This window comes from Aureisphaera galaxeae, from assembly GCF_028561275.1.
GTDB classification, from domain to species: Bacteria; Bacteroidota; Bacteroidia; order Flavobacteriales; family Flavobacteriaceae; genus Aureisphaera; species Aureisphaera galaxeae.
This window is the reverse complement of sequence record NZ_JAQQTF010000004.1, coordinates 391,861-407,832: the sequence shown is the minus strand read 5'-3', so window position 1 is coordinate 407,832 and position 15,972 is coordinate 391,861. Positions and strand designations below refer to the sequence as shown.

The following is a 15,972-nucleotide window of genomic DNA, read 5'->3' as shown; positions in this document are numbered from 1 at the left end:
GCACCTTTCCTATTTGTACTGATGGATGTCATTTTTTAAGGAAACCGCCCAAGGTACCTTTATAAAATAAAATCACACATCATGAAAACCCTAGTCACACTATCCCTACTTATCCTGTTCATTGGTTGCAAAATCGACCGTGAAGAATCCTTTCCCGATACCTTGGAAAGATCTACCGAAATTGTAGAAGAACCTACCAACGACAGCGTACCTATGGTGCGCCAAGAGCTGGATTTACCGCGAGAGGAATCTATTCAATTAAAACAACAATCCTTAATAAACTTGGAGGATGAAAAAGAGGAGTTACAGGAACTGATCATTGAGAAAGTCTATGTAAACGAACAGGATCTTTTTACCATCGATTTCCACTATCCCCTTTTAAATGAAAGCCTAAAACCATCGTATGTAAACTTCAATGAGTACATCAACGATTATTATGTGGATATCGTCGGTACCGAAGCTGGCATTTTGGAAGACAAAGAACTCCTTTGCGATACCCTTCGCACGAACCGCTTCCGTGAAAAGCGATTGATCGATTACAAAATTTACAATGTAAATGATCAATTGGTGAGTATTCTTTTTTACAAAGAAAACTTCTATTCGGGAACGCTGCACCCTACCTATTCCTTCGACTGCATGAATTTCGATCTTGACCGATCCGTATTTATGAATTATGACGATTTCTTTATAGAAGGATCTGAAGAAGAAATGCGGAAAATACTGAACGATGTCATTACAAGCAAAATTAACGAGGGGGAAATGTACTACGATTGTTGGACCATTTCTGAAGATGACTTCTTCGAATACAAGGACAATTTTGTATTGGATGATTATTGCGTAGAATACTACTTTGACGATTGTGTGGTCTGTCCTTCGTATACGGGAAGCTACTCTGTGAGAATTCCTTTAGAAGAATTGCTACCCGTCTTACGACGGTACGATATAAATCCATTAGTATTTTAACTTCAACTATATGAAATTCGTAGGTACATTATATGCCTTGGCTTACCTCTTCATGCTGGTGATCATGTTTTTGCTCCCTAAATTTTCATTTTCGGAATACTCTATGATCCAAAATTCGTTGAGTGAATTGGGAGCTCAGAATACCCCGGCCAGTTGGGTCATGAATATGGTCTTCTTCATGCTGGCGTTCGTAGTGATACTGCTCGCCACTAAGAAATTACGCCGATTCTGGCTTCCCTTATACCTACTGTATCTTTTTGCCCTTTGTCTGTTTTTCACAGGCATTTACCGGCACGCACCTATTGTGGATATCGACTTTTCTATGCCAGAGCATATCACCCATTCGGTATTTTCTTCCCTTACCGGGATTGTATTTTGCATGTACTGTGCTACCATCGTGGTATTCGTAAAACGGCGTATGGAAAAAGCGACCGCTATCTTTATGTGTGCCTTGGCATTGGGATTGTCCCTACTTATGTTTCAATTCTCTGAATACAAAGGCGTTTTCCAGCGTATACTTTTTATCCTAGCCTTTGGGTGGTTATTGTATTCTTTGGTAACTTTTACATTCGAAAAACCAAAAGCAATTAGACGTGAAAAGTAACTTCCATTCCATTATCGATTCCGAAATCCCTGTGTTGGTAGATTTCTTTGCCACTTGGTGCGGTCCCTGCAAGGTCCTAGCTCCTATTTTAAAAGAGGTAAAGGACGAATTGGGCGATCGCATTAAGATCATAAAAATAGATGTGGACAAGAACGCTCAACTATCGGATAAATATCAAGTCCGCGGAGTGCCTACCCTACTCTTATTTAAAGATGGAAAGCAAGTATGGAGACAAAGTGGTGTCTTGCAAAAACACGAATTAATTGCCATTATTAATGATAAAGCGGCATGAAAGAACTGAATCAATACATTGACCACACATTTCTAAATCCACTGGCCAAACCAGAGGATATTGTTCGTTTGTGCGATGAAGCCAAGAAATACAATTTCTACGCCGTTTGTGTAAACAGCAGTTATGTGTATTTGGCAGCGAAGGAATTAAAGGATTCACCCGTTAAGGTGGCGGCTACGGTCGGTTTTCCCTTAGGAGCCTCTTCTACCCAAGCGAAAGTAACCGAAGCCAAAAGAGCGGTTAAGGATGGAGCCGATGAAATAGATATGGTCATCAATTTAGGCTGGCTTCGTTCCGAACTAACCAAATCGGTACGGGAAGAAATTACTGCCGTAAAAAAAGCGATTGGCCGAAGGGTGCTTAAAGTAATCATTGAAACCTGTTATTTGAGCAATCATGAAAAGAAATTGGCCTGTGAAATCGTAAAGAAAGCTGGTGCAGATTTTATTAAAACCTCAACGGGTTTTGGAGACGATGGGGCCGAAATAAATGACGTTCTCCTTATAAAGGCCTGTGCAGGCGACACTACCCAAGTAAAGGCTTCGGGTGGCATTAAAACCGAAGAACAAGCGTGTGCCTTCATAAGGGCAGGTGCAGATCGTCTTGGGACTTCTTCGGGTGTACAGATCGTTCTTTCCTCTAAAGAAAAAGCATTATGAGTATCCATTTAGAAGCCAAACCAGGCGAAATAGCAGATGCCGTCCTCTTACCTGGGGATCCCATGCGTGCCAAATGGATCGCAGAAACCTTTCTCGAAGATCCTTTTTGTTACAATGATGTGCGGGCTATGTTGGGTTATACAGGTATGTATAAAGGAAAACGAATTTCAGTACAAGGCACGGGAATGGGTATTCCCTCCGCATTGATCTATTGCAATGAACTCATCAAGGACTACGGGGTGAAGAATTTGATTCGGGTGGGAAGTGCAGGTTCTTATCAGCCCGATATTGGCCTTAGGGATATCGTTATCGCCATGGCCGCGTCTTCTACTTCTGGCATTAATAATTCCCGTTTTATCAATGCGGATTATTCCCCTACAGCCAATTTCGATTTGTTCATGAAGGCAGCGACCTACGCCAAGGACAATGAAATTCCGATCAAGGCCGGAAATGTGCTTTCCAGCGATGAATTTTACGAAGACGATCCAGATTCATTTAAAAAGTGGGCAGAATTCGGGGTGTTGTGTGTAGAAATGGAAGCTGCTGGATTGTATACCATTGCTGCCAAATACAATGTAAAAGCCCTAGCCATTCTTACCATTTCCGATTCATTGGTAACCAAAGCCCAGACTACGGCAGACGAGCGGGAAACTACCTTCTCCCAAATGATAGAAATTGCCCTTCACACCTTGCTCTAGAAAAAGGAAAAAGGGAAACATCCGAAGATCTTTCCCCATTTCAAGTTACAACGACAGCAATTATATTTTGAATGTAACCACAGGAGTTTTGGCGTGGTTTACTAATTCTTCACCCAGACTTCCTGCAAAGAAGTGCATCAATCCTTTTCTCCCATGTGTGGGTACGGCGATCACATCGGCACCATAGGCATTGCTATAGGTAAATATGCCATCTTCTATGGTATTATCGCAGTAATAGCTTATACCATTGTAGAGCTCTTTATCTTCATCATTGGCGGCAAGCAAAAAGTCATAGGCTTTTTCTTCCAGTACACTGGTTCTGTGAAACCTTTCTGGAGTGTTTACGTATAGCATTTGGAACTTGGCCCCAAAGGTTTTTGCGAAATCCCTTGCTTTTTGGAAAGCAGGCACGTAATCTTTTGAAAAATCACAAACAAAGACCATACTGTCCAAATTAAAGTTCATGATTCGGTTTTTAATAACCAGTACAGGAACACTTGAGGTTCTTACCACTTTTTCGGTATTGGAACCCACAAAGATTTCACGCATTCCGCTGCTTCCATGGGAGCCCATTACGATTAAATCCGCATTTTGCTCCTTCGCCACACTATCGAGCTCCTTGAATTCTTTGTAATTCTGAACGATTGTCTGCACATTCACATCTTGCAAATAATCCTTCTCCAAGAAATCCTCGAACCGTCTTTCGGTAAGTTTCATATAGTACATGGCTTCGAATACCTCCTGAGATTCATCTTTGGTTAGAAAAGAAGGCTCCAAGCCCATCATATGGACCATGATTAATTGGCTATCGTATTTTTTAGCCAATTGGGCAGCTACTTCTAAAGCGTATTCAGAATGTTCGGAGAAATCTACGGGTACAATGATTTTTTTCATGGTGTTGTCTTTTTTTAAATTAGGAATAAGGGGCAAATGTCGATTTGCGTTTTTTAAGTTGTTTTTCGAGATCGGAAAGGGTTTCTTTTACAGCCATTTCAAAATTTTTCTCTTTGGAAGTGGCAAAAATTCTTGGCCCAGGAGCGCTCAATTCGATCTCACATATCTTATCGATCCCTGCGGGATCTTTATCCTTTTTAAAGTGAACAGTAGCCTTAATAAGCCACTCGTATTTTTTAGCTAATTTTTGAAGTTTCCCAATAGTGTATTCCGTCATGGTTTCACTATGGGGCATCTTTACGTATTGAATCGAAATAGTCATAACAATTGGTTTATATGATGACTCAAAGCTACGTGCACCCTTGTAGAAAAAATATGACTTTGGTCAGTTGTGAAGGCGACGTTTGTCTTTGAGCGCCCAATAGATTCCCTTTACACCCTCGACCCATTGGGGATACATGAAAATAAGGGTGATCTCCTCTATGGTTTCCAAAACCCCAATTATCAGCATGATATAAAAGAGTGCGTACTGTGGCCCAAAGAAAAGTAGCCAGAGGATAAAGGTCGCCTGTACAATGGCCGAAAGTTTTGCTAAGTAGGTATGGAAGGCGGTCGCTTTTCCGTACTTGAAAAAAGCAATGATCATTTGAAGAATGTATGGGATAAAGACAATTAATAACAACAATAGATGTTTCAAAAGAAAAGTACTTTCAAAACGGAATAGGCCCACAATAGCAACAATTAGGGTAATCTGATCGCCCAAGGAATCCAATTGGGATCCACGAGCACTGGTAATTTTGAACTTTCGGGCTAGAAAGCCATCAATGGCATCGGTAAGAAAGCTTATTAAAAGCAACCAAGTGAATACTGTTTTGTAATCCAAGAATATCAATGCAATGAGAAAGGGTGCTGCGAGAATTCGATAAAAAGAAAACCAGTCGGCAATATTGAAGTTCTTAAAGGTAAGCATGGTCATGATTTCGAGGTCTAAGCTTCTTGAAACAAATCTATGTTTGGTAAGTGAAGTGAAAAATGATTTTCCTCAATGTTAATGGGGACTGACCAATGTCATTCCTTTCCCCAGGTTCGTGCTATATCTTTGTGCTTATAAAAATCAAGGATGAAAACCGAAGTACACATACAGAACCTAAAATGCACGGGTTGCGAACAGACCATTATGAATGCCTTACGGAAAATTGAAGGTGTGGACGATGTGTCGGTACATGTTGAGAATGCTTCTGTAACCTTTAAATACCTTTCCGAAGATCTACTGAACGAGATACATGCAGTCCTTTCCAAATTGGGATATCCTGTGGTAGGTGATAAAAACCCGTGGACCAAACAGGCGAAGTCGTATGTGAGTTGCGCAATTGGGAAGATGGGTGCTAGTTGATAGACTTTAGTCGATGGTTCATAGACTATGGTCGATAGTCGATAGATGCTATGCTACAGGGATTATATGTGAAAGGCTAGATTATTACCTATACCCTTTACAAACACATCATCCTCTCTTATCTTTTTCGTAAAACTTCAATCCGAATATCCATTTCTAACAGCATATACCGCCAACCCCACCCTGGTTTTAATATTAAGCTTGTCGAAGAGGCTGTCTCGATAATTCTCTACCGTTCTTGGACTGCAAAACATCTTTTCAGATATTTCTTTATATGTCATTTCGGAAGCAGTATGCTTTAAAAATTCTATTTCCCTGTCCGTAAGTCCAGATTTAGGGCTAATATCTATAGTATTTTCACCAATACTCGTAAATACCTTTTTAGTAGCCCAATCGGGGAAGAAATACCCATTCTCTATTAATCGACCCAATGCCTTTTCCAATTCCCTAGGGTGAATGTTTTTCAATACATATCCTTTTGCGCCATTGCGTATCATTTTTATAAGACTTTGCTCATCTTCCTGCATGCTCAATGCCATAATTAAAATAGTAGGATAGGTTTCCTTTAACCATAGGGCCGTTTCGAAACCATCCATAATAGGCATATTTACATCTAACAATACAATATCTGGAGGTGACTTTCCTTTTAGCTTATTCTGCAGGTCCATTCCACTTTCGCAAACATATAACACTTCAAATGGCTCAAAATTCGCAATAATCCCACTTAGGGCGTTGGCTATGAGAATATGATCATCTACTATGGCAATGGTATGTTTCATTTATACGGGAATTTCGACCTTTAGTTTGGTCCCTTTATTGGTTAAACTTTTCAAATAAAGACTCCCCCCCAATAACTGTGTCCTGCGCTCTATATTCCTTAGGCCAATACCTTTGGTCTTTAGATTTTCAATATCGAAGCCTTTTCCATCATCTCGCAATTCCAAAAGTAGTTTTCCCGCACTTTTTGAAAGGGATACATAGATGTGCTTGCATTTAGAATGTTTAATACTGTTTTGCAGAAACTCTTGCGCAATACGAAATAATATACTTTTTATGGGATAGGAGTTTACTTTCACATCGGCATTATTTACAAAACTCACTTTGCATTCCTTTAAATTGTTGACACGACCGCACTCCTGTTCCAATAGATCCACTAGTGAGTTGTTCTCTACGGTATCACTTGTCAACGATTTAGATAATTGCCTTAGTTCGTCCAAGGAATGGTTAATAATCTCCCCTATTTCATGAACTTCCTTGGATATGGAAGGGGCCCTTTTTTCGTGGACCAACTGTTGGGCGTACAGACTTGCTAATGTGAGCTTCTGTCCAATATTATCATGAATCTCACGCCCAATATGCTTCATGGTTTGCGATTGTATTTCCATTTGTGTTTCCAATAGCTCCCGCTTATGCGCTTCGTCCATGTCTTTTATTTGTTGTAGATATATTTTCCTTCTAGCCCGATATTGAAGGGCAAATACGAAAGTACCTATGACAAAAACAAAGATGACAACATAGAAAAGAATTAATGATATGGTTATTTCTGTTTCCCCCATATAAAAGATGCTGTAAATGATAAATACATGAAACACATAGCAATTAGAAAATAGACATAATATCCATTCAGAAATTGAGGAAGGTTTTCTTCAAAGTATTCATACAATGTTTGGAAAGGAAAGGATCCCACATAGAATGGTAGTACTCCCACATTAATATAAAACATCTTGTTCTTCCAAAATTGCAGGATGTCTTCATTTCTTATTTGTTGTAGGAACTCCAGTATGACAAGGATAAACAATAGCGTTGTCCCAATACTAATATTTATGGAATATAAAGTGTCGGTTTCTTCAAAAAATAACGCCATTGGTAGATTCGCCAAATAGATGAGACTGAACAGAAAAAAAAGATTCCTTTTTTTCAATGATTTTAACGCATATAACCAATAGAAGAAAAGGTATTGAACAGGAATTCCGAAATATGCGAAATAATAGCTTCGATGCAATCCCAAAAAGGTAAATCGGCCACTCCAAAAAACTTCTTGAAGCACCATAAAAACTAAGTAGACGGAAAACCACTTCCAATGGCTGTTCCGTAATTTGGGAAGATAGATAAGCCCGACCAGGGCGGCCAAAATTTCCAACCCCAGTCGAAGACTATCCAAAATAGGATGCGGTTCTAACATATTGCAGTTCTATCTTATGGTTACAGCTGCGGAAAAGTTACTCCTTCTCCCCCAGGTGGATCTGGTGGAAAGAGACTTCCATGATTTTGAGAGGTTGTTCTATCACCAAATAATACCATTATAGGTTTACTATTTCTTTCTAAATGATCATAAACCTGATCTAGTGTATGCTCGTACGTGTCTATATTTCGGGGATCAAAATCATATACCTTTCCTCCCCTTTCAATAGTGGGAATAAAAATTAGGCTGTGTCTTTTTTCGTATTCCCGTGGTACAATATCGTCAGTACCATCCATTAGATCCGGATCATAATCATCCCAATCATCTTCTATAGGATAACTCGCATAATAAGAACGTATGCCCAACCGAGTAATGGGCACGTCATTTTGAACCGTGGCGTGATATTCAATATAATACAGAAATCGTTTCAATGTTTTCAAATCGAGCCACATTGTCCTCGCATCCACATCCGAATCATTCATCCTTCCAGAATTCTGAATAGCTTTAAGTTGATGCTCTATATAATCCTTTGTCATCCTATTGATTAAATCCAATCTTAATGTAGGTGCACTTATTTCGGGCTGCCCCATACAAATGGTCTCAGCATCAACTTGGCCTTTAGCAGGTTGCACATCTCCTTTTTTGGTGTCTGTCTGTGGGGGATACTTCCAAATATACAATACAAAGGCCACTACTATTACGATAAGTAATACAATTAAATAGTTGTTTTTCATGACGATACAATTTAAAGTTAATTTTCTTTTCAACAAAGGAACGACCGTCTCATCTATAGTTGCAAGGTGTTGAAACCCAAATCGGTAGGGTTTTACCACCCTTATAAAAACCGTTAACCATACATCTCATTCTAGGTTAATCAGCTAAATACTGCAAATCAATTACTTACGAATTTTATCCTGTTCGAACACAGGGAAGCCGAAAACTGTGCAATAGAGTAGGTATCATTTAAATTTTTCTAAAATGGCAACTATTTCAAAACTGAAATTGGACATTAAAAAAGGAAGTAGCGTGAGCGATGTTATGGTGAGCTATGACATTTGCTTTAATCATTGCGAGCGTTTGGCCGAAAGTGTGTTCATTGAAAAAGTGACCTTATGGGGAGAGGATTTTGGACCCGATGACCGCCTCATCACCTTATCACATAATTGTGTAAAGGCATCGAAACCATGCGTTTCGCGTAAGATCGCAAGAAAGGTTCCGAACAAGATACTGGACGAAGACGACACTTTCTTCAACAGAAAGGATGAAGTGTACGCTCGTGTGAGCCTTACACCTTTTACCCCTGCTGGTAAAGTGGCAGATTCGAACATTATCAGTTCGCGTTTTTAACCCCCAATGGAAGCCACTTGGAGTTATTTCTAAGTGGCTTCATTCTCAAAACCATTAAACAATAAACATTTTTAATCCTAAAAAACAGAAATCATGAAAAATCATATTTTAATTTATTCAGTCATTGCCATAACCCTATCATTGGCCCTATTGAGCTTTAAAAAGCCAGCAAATAAAGGAATTGATGGAGAAACACTAAGTACCTCTACCATTGATGAAGAAATGCCCTGGAATTTACCAGCTAAGAATATTAATGCGCTTCGCTTTCTTAAGAATGGGGAAATCCATTTTACATTGTTCAATGAAGGAAACAGTGGGGCAGAATTCAGATGTTCATCTGCAAGAAGAGGGCAATGGTTCGTTATTACTCCATGTGATCCCAATGACAATAATTGTAGGGCCGCGGTCGAAAAGATGGGCAATATGCTGTTGTCCGCAAAATTAGCAGGCAAGAAAGTACATGTGCAAAGATCTGCATGTGAATGTACAGAAATAGCTTTAAAACCAAACTAAAATTAGATCACAATGAAAATAAGAACATTTAGTTTACTGTTGTTCCTTATTATATTTCTATGCTCTCAAAAAGCCTCTTCCGACTATGTGAAACCCGATAATGTCATTAAGTCTTCCATGAGCGAAAACTGGTTGCAGGATGCCGTAAGCACGGGAATAGAAGCAGGAGTGAAAACAGTAACAAAAGAAATATTGACGAATGTAGGAAAAGCGCTCTTGGCAAGTTACTCTCCAATCATTTCCGATTTGCTCTTTGGAGGTGACAGTGAACTTGAAGTCGCTACAGAAAGAATCATTGATGAAGTTCAACGTTCGCATTCGGACATTTCCGAGCGACTACGCAACTTAAACGATGAGTTACTGGATCAATTTCAAGCAGAAGAATTCGCCGAATTTGAAACCGCAGCGGTATTCATTGATGAGTGGCTGCATCTCGAATTAGTGGAGAAAATGCAAACCGAGAATATTAATTTGCTGGGCGATAGTTGGAGAAGCATAGAGAAAACAAGCAATAAGATTCGTCTCTATATTGATACTGAAGCCGATGCTAGAAGGCAGTTTAGACGTTTAAGTGAGCTAATACCACTACACATCACAGCTTCTCAATTGGCTGCTACAGTAGGTCAATATTACCATAATATGATCACTCTAAAAACGGCCTTCACCGAAAGCGAATTTGGCGGCAACTTTAATCGGTTTGCGAATTGGGTAGAGAGTTTGACTCCAGATGGGATTCAGAACATTCAGGATAGCGACTTACGCTATATACGTTACAGAAATGAAGTGTATCAAGAAGTAATAGACTTCTACAACTCCCTGTCGACCCGGGGATATGTAAGGGAATATCTGGATGACATTTGTACGCCCATGGTGTCGCACATGGTTAGCTATCAGGGAAGCACATCATTTTATGACAACTCGGCAATCATTAACGATAGAAGCAACTGGAGCGTTGATGGGACAAGTACCGCATATGCTATTTTGGATGGCACCCGCTTCTATTACTACATTAATATACCCGAAGCTTCCTGTTTGGATGGATACGCCTATGACAACCTAATTGCACCCACATATGTCCCTTGGGCAGAAGATGTCGAAAACAAAGCCTTTAGTGATTGCAATCGCTTCTGGGTAGTAGACCTTGATCTAAACAGCTCGGGTTGGCCCAATACGTATTTATCCAGTTTTGATGGGTATAGCGTATGGTTTCGGGATACCGATCAACTATTAGAGCTTCATAAGGAAATATTGCTAGGGGATTTATTAATCCCAATATATGGCCCTGTTTCCCTAATTATGGACAGAATGTATGAGGAAATGCATGATGGGTTGAAAAGGCCACGAAACAATTGGGATAACATCTTCTCTGCCTATGACGAAAAAACAACGCTCTTGGGTATTACAGATTCTTATACCGATGGTATTTCCTACGACGACCTTTTGGAAGCACAGCAGTATTTAAAAGCGCTGGGGGCCAATGCAAGCACCGTAGGGATTGGACAGTGGTTTTCTATGATAAAAAGATACATAGAAAATGAAGAAAATACGATCAAGACTCTTGAAGCCATCCGGGACCTTCGTAATGAACTGGATTGGATGTATAGTTCAAAGCCAGAGTTAACACCTTCGGACCTTATTTGGAGCTTGCTAGGAGATGAAAGTGTATTTAATCGTTACAGGGAATTGACAAAGGAGGAATTAATGCGGCAACTCACTCCTATAATTTCCTGTGATTCCTCCGCAAAGTTTGTGTCCATATTATAACCCAATTTGTAATAGGCATAAAGTACATCCTATACTTAATACAAGTTACATGCATAATTGGGCAAAATCCAGACCTCGATATTTAGGTATCGGGGTCTTATGTTTTTATTACGATAATCTCATCATCCATAGGATAACAAATATGCCGTATCCTAAGAAGTAACTTCCAATGAATGGAAGCTCCCGCTTGGGTGGGAGTTTTTTATGATGCCCTTGTTGTTTAAAACCCAAAAAGTGAAACCATTATAACATAATTTCAAGATTATTGGTTTCTTCTTGTTGTACAATCGCATTAATTTTTTAACATTGTAAGAGAAATCAACGTATGAAACGAAGGGTCTTTATAAAGAAAACCGGACAAACTTTATTATTAAGTTCTGTGGCCACCATTGTTGGTGTGTCTGTCATCTCCTGTAGTTCCGATTCCGATAATGAGGAAATGGAAGAAATGAATCACAATGACGGGTACTACGATGGATATTATGAAGACGGTTATTACGATGATGGATACTATGATGACGGGTATTACGACGATGGATACTACGATGACGGATATTATGACGACGGATACTACGACGGAGGGTATTAAAGCATTTCCTGTACCCATATTTTTCCAATAAATATTAAAAACCGAAACATGGAGTTGGACACGGCAACCCACAAAAAGAATATACTGGTATACAAGAGTTATGGCGGATTGGGAGATATTTTTTTTACGGTTCCCTCTTTGTACATGCTCAAGGATAAGTTTCAAGTCACCTTCGCCACCCAACCAAGATTGGTATCCCTTTTCGAAAACCATCTGGAAAATATTACGGTGGTAGATGAAAACAAGATCAACTCGGAGGATTACGATGAAGTGATAGAACTAGGAAATTATCCTTGGTTTCAGAATGATCTTGAAAAGATTCCGCAATTGCGATACCTTACCCATAAAAAGGTAAAACAACACGCAATAGAACATTACAAGGATGGGATTATTAATGTATTTCCAGATCTGGAGAAATCCCAAGCTCCCTTTCCTTTCTTCGTAAGAAAAGAAACCTCTGAAAGTTACTATACCGTTCACCCGGGAGCAGGATTCTTATTGAAGGCTTGGCCCCTATCCTACTATGAGGAGCTCATGTCCATCATTCATAACTATTTCCCTGAATTGACACCTAAGGTGATCGTTGGGCCGGAAGATCCAAATCCGGAGAAGTTTTTAAAGACTCAGGGAATTCCCCATGTTTTGGTAACCGGGAATATTGATGAAGTTGCCGATGAAGTTGCCGGGGCGCTTTTCCATGTTGGAAATGATTCCGGAATTACCCATTTGGCAGGGGCTTTCAATACCCCAATTCTCACTATATACGGACCGACAGGACCTGGATGCTGGGGAGCATTTGCCGAAAATGTAGAACTCATCTGGGGAAAGAAAGGTCATTGTGCTACCCGATGCAATTATGAAGTGATCATTAATTGTGAGGATCGCGTGTGCCTTTCCAACACCAAACCAGACAAGATGTTTTTTCATCTATTAAAGCTTTTAAACCGTTTGTACCCCGATGCTTCTGGTCAGTACTACAAGAACCGGGATTTCCAGGCTACTCTGGAAGACGAAAGTATTGTATTCCAAGGAAAAGAAAACGAATATCTCTTGGAGATTCACGATGAAGAAAGTAGGGACTTCATGCTCACCCATTTTGACCAAGAAGCCCTTAGTATAGGTGATATCCCAGAGCAATTGGGAGAAACTTTCAATGCCTTACTTCAGTTACATATATACAGGAAGATTCCACTCGTAAAAAAGTCCCTTTCCATATCACTGACCTAATAATGAATACTACGAATCAGGACCCAATGTTCAATACAATCACCTTTCTTGTATGTTGCAATTAGATAATGTGACCTTATTGGGCTTGGATTGTATCGATATTGATCGTCTTATTTTCGCAGCCGAGATTTCCCAAAAAAAGATTCGCTTTAAGGAGGTTAAATTACTCACCAGCTTGACTTCCGATTACAAGGATGTGGTTAACATCCCTCCGGTTACCTCCATTGAGGAATATAGCCAGTTCATGATCAAAGAGCTATACAAGTATGTGGATACGGATTATGTCCTGGTCATTCAACACGATGGTTTTGTACTGAATCCTGAAAGCTGGACCGATGATTTTTTGAATTATGACTATATAGGCACCCTTTCCATTTGGGGAATGGGAAATGGGGGCTTTAGTTTACGATCGAAAAAACTACTGAATGTTTTGGCGACGGAACCCGAGATTAACGATTGCCATCCCGAAGATGTTCAGATATGCAGAACGTATAGATCCTTTCTAGAAAGCAAGGGCATTCAGTTCGCCACTCGGGAAATTGCTGAAAAGTTCGGTGTAGAACGTATGACCTGGACACATGAGTTCGGTTTTCACAATGCCAATATTTCATTATGGGATATAGATGCATATGCGGATCCTGAAAAGCACGCCAAACAGATCGCCGAATTCAATACCACGAGGAATACCAATGGGATTGAGTTAACTTACGTAGTGCACTTCTTCCGCGATAATGATCAAGTAGATCCACTCAACGAATTGATCAAGGTGTATAGTTCCTATAGTGAACATATATTGAAACGGATCCACTTTGTTTTTGTGGACGATCATTCTAAGGTGGCTCCTGTAATTCCTGAAAACATCCCCCTCAATTATACGTTGGCTCGGGTTACGGATGATATTGTTTGGAATCAAGGAGGTGCTAGGAACTTAGGGGTTTCCCTTGCAAAATCGGAAAAGCTTATCCTATGCGACCTTGATGTACTTTTCCCTGAAAACTTATTGGATAGCATTCTTCATTTTGCCATCCCCGACAACATTGCCTTTAAATTTGTAACCCTTTCTGGAATGCAGCGCGCGGAGAATCATTTTAATGTATTCTTTTTAACGAAGAACACCTACAATAAAACCCAGGGCATAGACGAAGAGTTTTGTGGTAAGTATGGGTATGAAGACGTGTTTTTCTTCTTCCTGCAAAGAGAAGTGGGCACCCGTTTTTACGAATATAAATACTCCAATATTGTTCATAAGGAGCACAAGCATAAAGCCCACACACAACACCATAGTTTAATACGGGACTTGGATGACAACAAAGTCCTTTTCGAATCGAAAATGGAAAAGATGCGAGCGGCCGAAGATCCCATGCAAGCCAGAAGTGATCTCTACTTGAATTTTGAATGGGAGGTGGTACAGGAATGTATTGCCAAAGGGATTAAAAGTTAGGTCCTAATTCAATGCCTTTAAAGTATAATAGCGAGAATTGCTCATCAACCTCTATCGGTTATACTTCTAAGTGAACGCACATATTACATGTAAAAGCTTTGGTAATATTTCTGGAAATAAAACCCCAATATAGATATTGCAGACATACCATCACATTTGCACCATCACCATAACGATGATTTATAAATAAAATTTAATGTTCAGAGTAACCGATGAAATCCTGAATAAGGTTGCATACTTTTAGATTGGTTTAAAGTAATTTTCTGATTAATTTAGATATCAATTTTTTGTTCAATTGGGTTAATCACTCAAAACTTAAACTAATATATTTTGGAGGATGGCAAAAAAAAAGAAATGGTACAAGAAAATTTGGCTTAAAATACTCGCCTTTTTGGGGTTTCTTGCTATTCTATTTGGATCATTAGCCGATGGGGTTTCTGTTTTTGATAGATTCTCCAACAAAACCAAAACGGAACTTGAGCAACCTCACCAAACAATTTCCATTACCGACAATTCAAATAAGGAGGTAATCAATGTAGAAAACATCAATATTATTACACCAAACGAATCTGAGGAGTATATAGATATTAGTTTCAAAGAAATAAAGGAAGATTATTCATATACCACCAACTTCAAAAGTAAAGACGGAGTCATTAATTATTCTATGACATGTCAAATGCCGATTATAAAAAGTAATTCTGGTTTTGATTTATCAAAATTAGAAACAATAATTGGGAAAGATTTTTTTGGAGAATCATTCAGGAATAATCTATCCTTGAATGAAAACATGGATTTAGTTGGAAATAAATTTATATCAGAAGAGAAAAGGTTTGTTAACAAGGAAAATTTAAAAGAAGTATTCGGTAATGGTTTAAAAAGTACTAAAAATCGAAAAATGAAAATACTCTTTAATGATAAAAATATACTGTCTTACAAAATTGAGGGGCAATATTATCAGACTGGAATGGCACACGATCAGTTTTATCATTTATATTATATATACAATCTAGAGTCCATGAGGGAACTCTATTTTACAGATGTTTTTCTCGGTAATGCGCGAAAAGGGCTAACAAAAAAGATAATCGAAAGACTAAAAGTATTGAATGGACTTGAGTACTATGAGAAACTAAATGACAATGGATATTGGGAACAAAAAATTCAAGTCCCAGAAAAGTTTTATATTAATGAAGTAGGTATTTGTTTTGTATTTTCTGAATATGAAATTATTTCTTTTGCAGCTGGCAGACAAAATGTTTGTTTTGAATTTGAAGAGTTAAAACTGTTTTTAAACGAATCTTTTCCTTTCAACAAATTTTTCTAATATCACATTCAATTATGACTTTGCAAATTGGCAATCCCTTTGAAAACAAAAAAACCTGATACAAACGTATCAGGTTTATCTTTTG

At 38.9% G+C, this 15,972-nt stretch carries 20 protein-coding genes; 13 read left to right on the top strand and 7 right to left on the bottom strand.

The window, feature by feature from the left end; all coding sequences use genetic code 11:
* Positions 1-81: 81 nt before the first annotated feature.
* The 5 genes from POV27_RS06885 to deoD are packed head-to-tail and all read left to right on the top strand — an operon-like array spanning position 82 to position 3,216.
* The gene (locus POV27_RS06885; protein WP_272862009.1) at positions 82-963 is read left to right on the top strand and encodes a DUF3298 domain-containing protein; all 882 of its coding nucleotides are present in this window, start codon (positions 82-84) and stop codon (positions 961-963) included.
* A 10-nt stretch (positions 964-973) separates the two neighbouring features.
* The gene (locus POV27_RS06880; RefSeq protein ID WP_272862008.1) at positions 974-1,567 is read left to right on the top strand and encodes a DUF998 domain-containing protein; all 594 of its coding nucleotides are present in this window, start codon (positions 974-976) and stop codon (positions 1,565-1,567) included.
* Positions 1,557-1,859, top strand: a complete 303-nt coding sequence (trxA, locus tag POV27_RS06875; protein ID WP_272862007.1) for a thioredoxin — start codon at positions 1,557-1,559, stop codon at positions 1,857-1,859. Before POV27_RS06880 ends, trxA begins: the two co-directional genes overlap by 11 nt.
* On the top strand, positions 1,856-2,518 hold the full coding sequence (gene deoC / locus POV27_RS06870; protein ID WP_272862006.1) for a deoxyribose-phosphate aldolase: 663 nt from the start codon (positions 1,856-1,858) through the stop codon (positions 2,516-2,518). The genes trxA and deoC overlap by 4 nt, the downstream gene beginning before the upstream one ends.
* Complete coding sequence (deoD, locus tag POV27_RS06865; RefSeq protein WP_272862005.1) at positions 2,515-3,216, top strand: purine-nucleoside phosphorylase; 702 nt, start codon at positions 2,515-2,517, stop codon at positions 3,214-3,216. The genes deoC and deoD overlap by 4 nt, the downstream gene beginning before the upstream one ends.
* A gap of 60 nt (positions 3,217-3,276) precedes the next feature.
* On the opposite strand, the gene POV27_RS06860 is transcribed toward deoD, so the two are convergent.
* The 3 genes from POV27_RS06860 to POV27_RS06850 all read right to left on the bottom strand — a co-directional run bounded on the left by POV27_RS06860 (position 3,277) and on the right by POV27_RS06850 (position 5,086).
* Positions 3,277-4,110 carry a universal stress protein gene (locus tag POV27_RS06860; RefSeq protein WP_272862004.1) on the bottom strand — a complete coding sequence of 278 codons (834 nt, stop codon included), beginning with the start codon at positions 4,108-4,110 and terminating at the stop codon, positions 3,277-3,279.
* A 19-nt stretch (positions 4,111-4,129) separates the two neighbouring features.
* Positions 4,130-4,432, bottom strand: a complete 303-nt coding sequence (locus POV27_RS06855; protein ID WP_272862003.1) for an HPF/RaiA family ribosome-associated protein — start codon at positions 4,430-4,432, stop codon at positions 4,130-4,132.
* Positions 4,433-4,495: 63 nt separating this feature from the next.
* Entirely contained in the window at positions 4,496-5,086 is a 591-nt protein-coding gene (locus POV27_RS06850) for a CDP-alcohol phosphatidyltransferase family protein (RefSeq protein ID WP_272862002.1), read from the bottom strand.
* A 144-nt stretch (positions 5,087-5,230) separates the two neighbouring features.
* Between POV27_RS06850 and POV27_RS06845 the strand changes: the two genes are divergently transcribed.
* Complete coding sequence (locus POV27_RS06845; RefSeq protein ID WP_272862001.1) at positions 5,231-5,503, top strand: heavy-metal-associated domain-containing protein; 273 nt, start codon at positions 5,231-5,233, stop codon at positions 5,501-5,503.
* A 137-nt stretch (positions 5,504-5,640) separates the two neighbouring features.
* Here the strand turns inward: POV27_RS06845 and POV27_RS06840 are convergent, their stop codons facing one another.
* The 4 genes from POV27_RS06840 to POV27_RS06825 all read right to left on the bottom strand — a co-directional run bounded on the left by POV27_RS06840 (position 5,641) and on the right by POV27_RS06825 (position 8,419).
* A complete protein-coding gene (locus tag POV27_RS06840; RefSeq protein WP_272862000.1) occupies positions 5,641-6,282 on the bottom strand; it encodes a response regulator transcription factor in 642 nt (213 codons plus the stop codon).
* A complete protein-coding gene (locus POV27_RS06835) occupies positions 6,283-6,927 on the bottom strand; it encodes a sensor histidine kinase (protein ID WP_272861999.1) in 645 nt (214 codons plus the stop codon). It lies immediately after the preceding gene.
* A 113-nt stretch (positions 6,928-7,040) separates the two neighbouring features.
* A complete protein-coding gene (locus POV27_RS06830; protein WP_272861998.1) occupies positions 7,041-7,685 on the bottom strand; it encodes a hypothetical protein in 645 nt (214 codons plus the stop codon).
* 20 nt (positions 7,686-7,705) lie between these two features.
* Positions 7,706-8,419, bottom strand: a complete 714-nt coding sequence (locus POV27_RS06825; protein WP_272861997.1) for a hypothetical protein — start codon at positions 8,417-8,419, stop codon at positions 7,706-7,708.
* 244 nt (positions 8,420-8,663) lie between these two features.
* Here POV27_RS06825 and POV27_RS06820 point away from each other — a divergent pair, with 244 nt between their 5' ends.
* From POV27_RS06820 to POV27_RS06790, 7 genes are all read left to right on the top strand, one after another.
* Positions 8,664-9,032, top strand: a complete 369-nt coding sequence (locus POV27_RS06820) for a hypothetical protein (protein ID WP_272861996.1) — start codon at positions 8,664-8,666, stop codon at positions 9,030-9,032.
* 93 nt (positions 9,033-9,125) lie between these two features.
* Complete coding sequence (locus POV27_RS06815; protein WP_272861995.1) at positions 9,126-9,545, top strand: hypothetical protein; 420 nt, start codon at positions 9,126-9,128, stop codon at positions 9,543-9,545.
* 12 nt (positions 9,546-9,557) lie between these two features.
* Positions 9,558-11,309 carry a hypothetical protein gene (locus POV27_RS06810; RefSeq protein ID WP_272861994.1) on the top strand — a complete coding sequence of 584 codons (1,752 nt, stop codon included), beginning with the start codon at positions 9,558-9,560 and terminating at the stop codon, positions 11,307-11,309.
* Positions 11,310-11,634: 325 nt separating this feature from the next.
* Positions 11,635-11,898 carry a hypothetical protein gene (locus POV27_RS06805; RefSeq protein ID WP_272861993.1) on the top strand — a complete coding sequence of 88 codons (264 nt, stop codon included), beginning with the start codon at positions 11,635-11,637 and terminating at the stop codon, positions 11,896-11,898.
* 48 nt (positions 11,899-11,946) lie between these two features.
* On the top strand, positions 11,947-13,125 hold the full coding sequence (locus tag POV27_RS06800) for a glycosyltransferase family 9 protein (protein WP_272861992.1): 1,179 nt from the start codon (positions 11,947-11,949) through the stop codon (positions 13,123-13,125).
* Between the two features lie 52 nt (positions 13,126-13,177).
* Positions 13,178-14,566: a DUF5672 family protein gene (locus POV27_RS06795; protein WP_272861991.1), complete on the top strand. Its 1,389-nt coding sequence runs from the start codon at positions 13,178-13,180 to the stop codon at positions 14,564-14,566.
* A 337-nt stretch (positions 14,567-14,903) separates the two neighbouring features.
* Positions 14,904-15,887 carry an RsiV family protein gene (locus tag POV27_RS06790; protein ID WP_272861990.1) on the top strand — a complete coding sequence of 328 codons (984 nt, stop codon included), beginning with the start codon at positions 14,904-14,906 and terminating at the stop codon, positions 15,885-15,887.
* Positions 15,888-15,972: the final 85 nt, after the last annotated feature.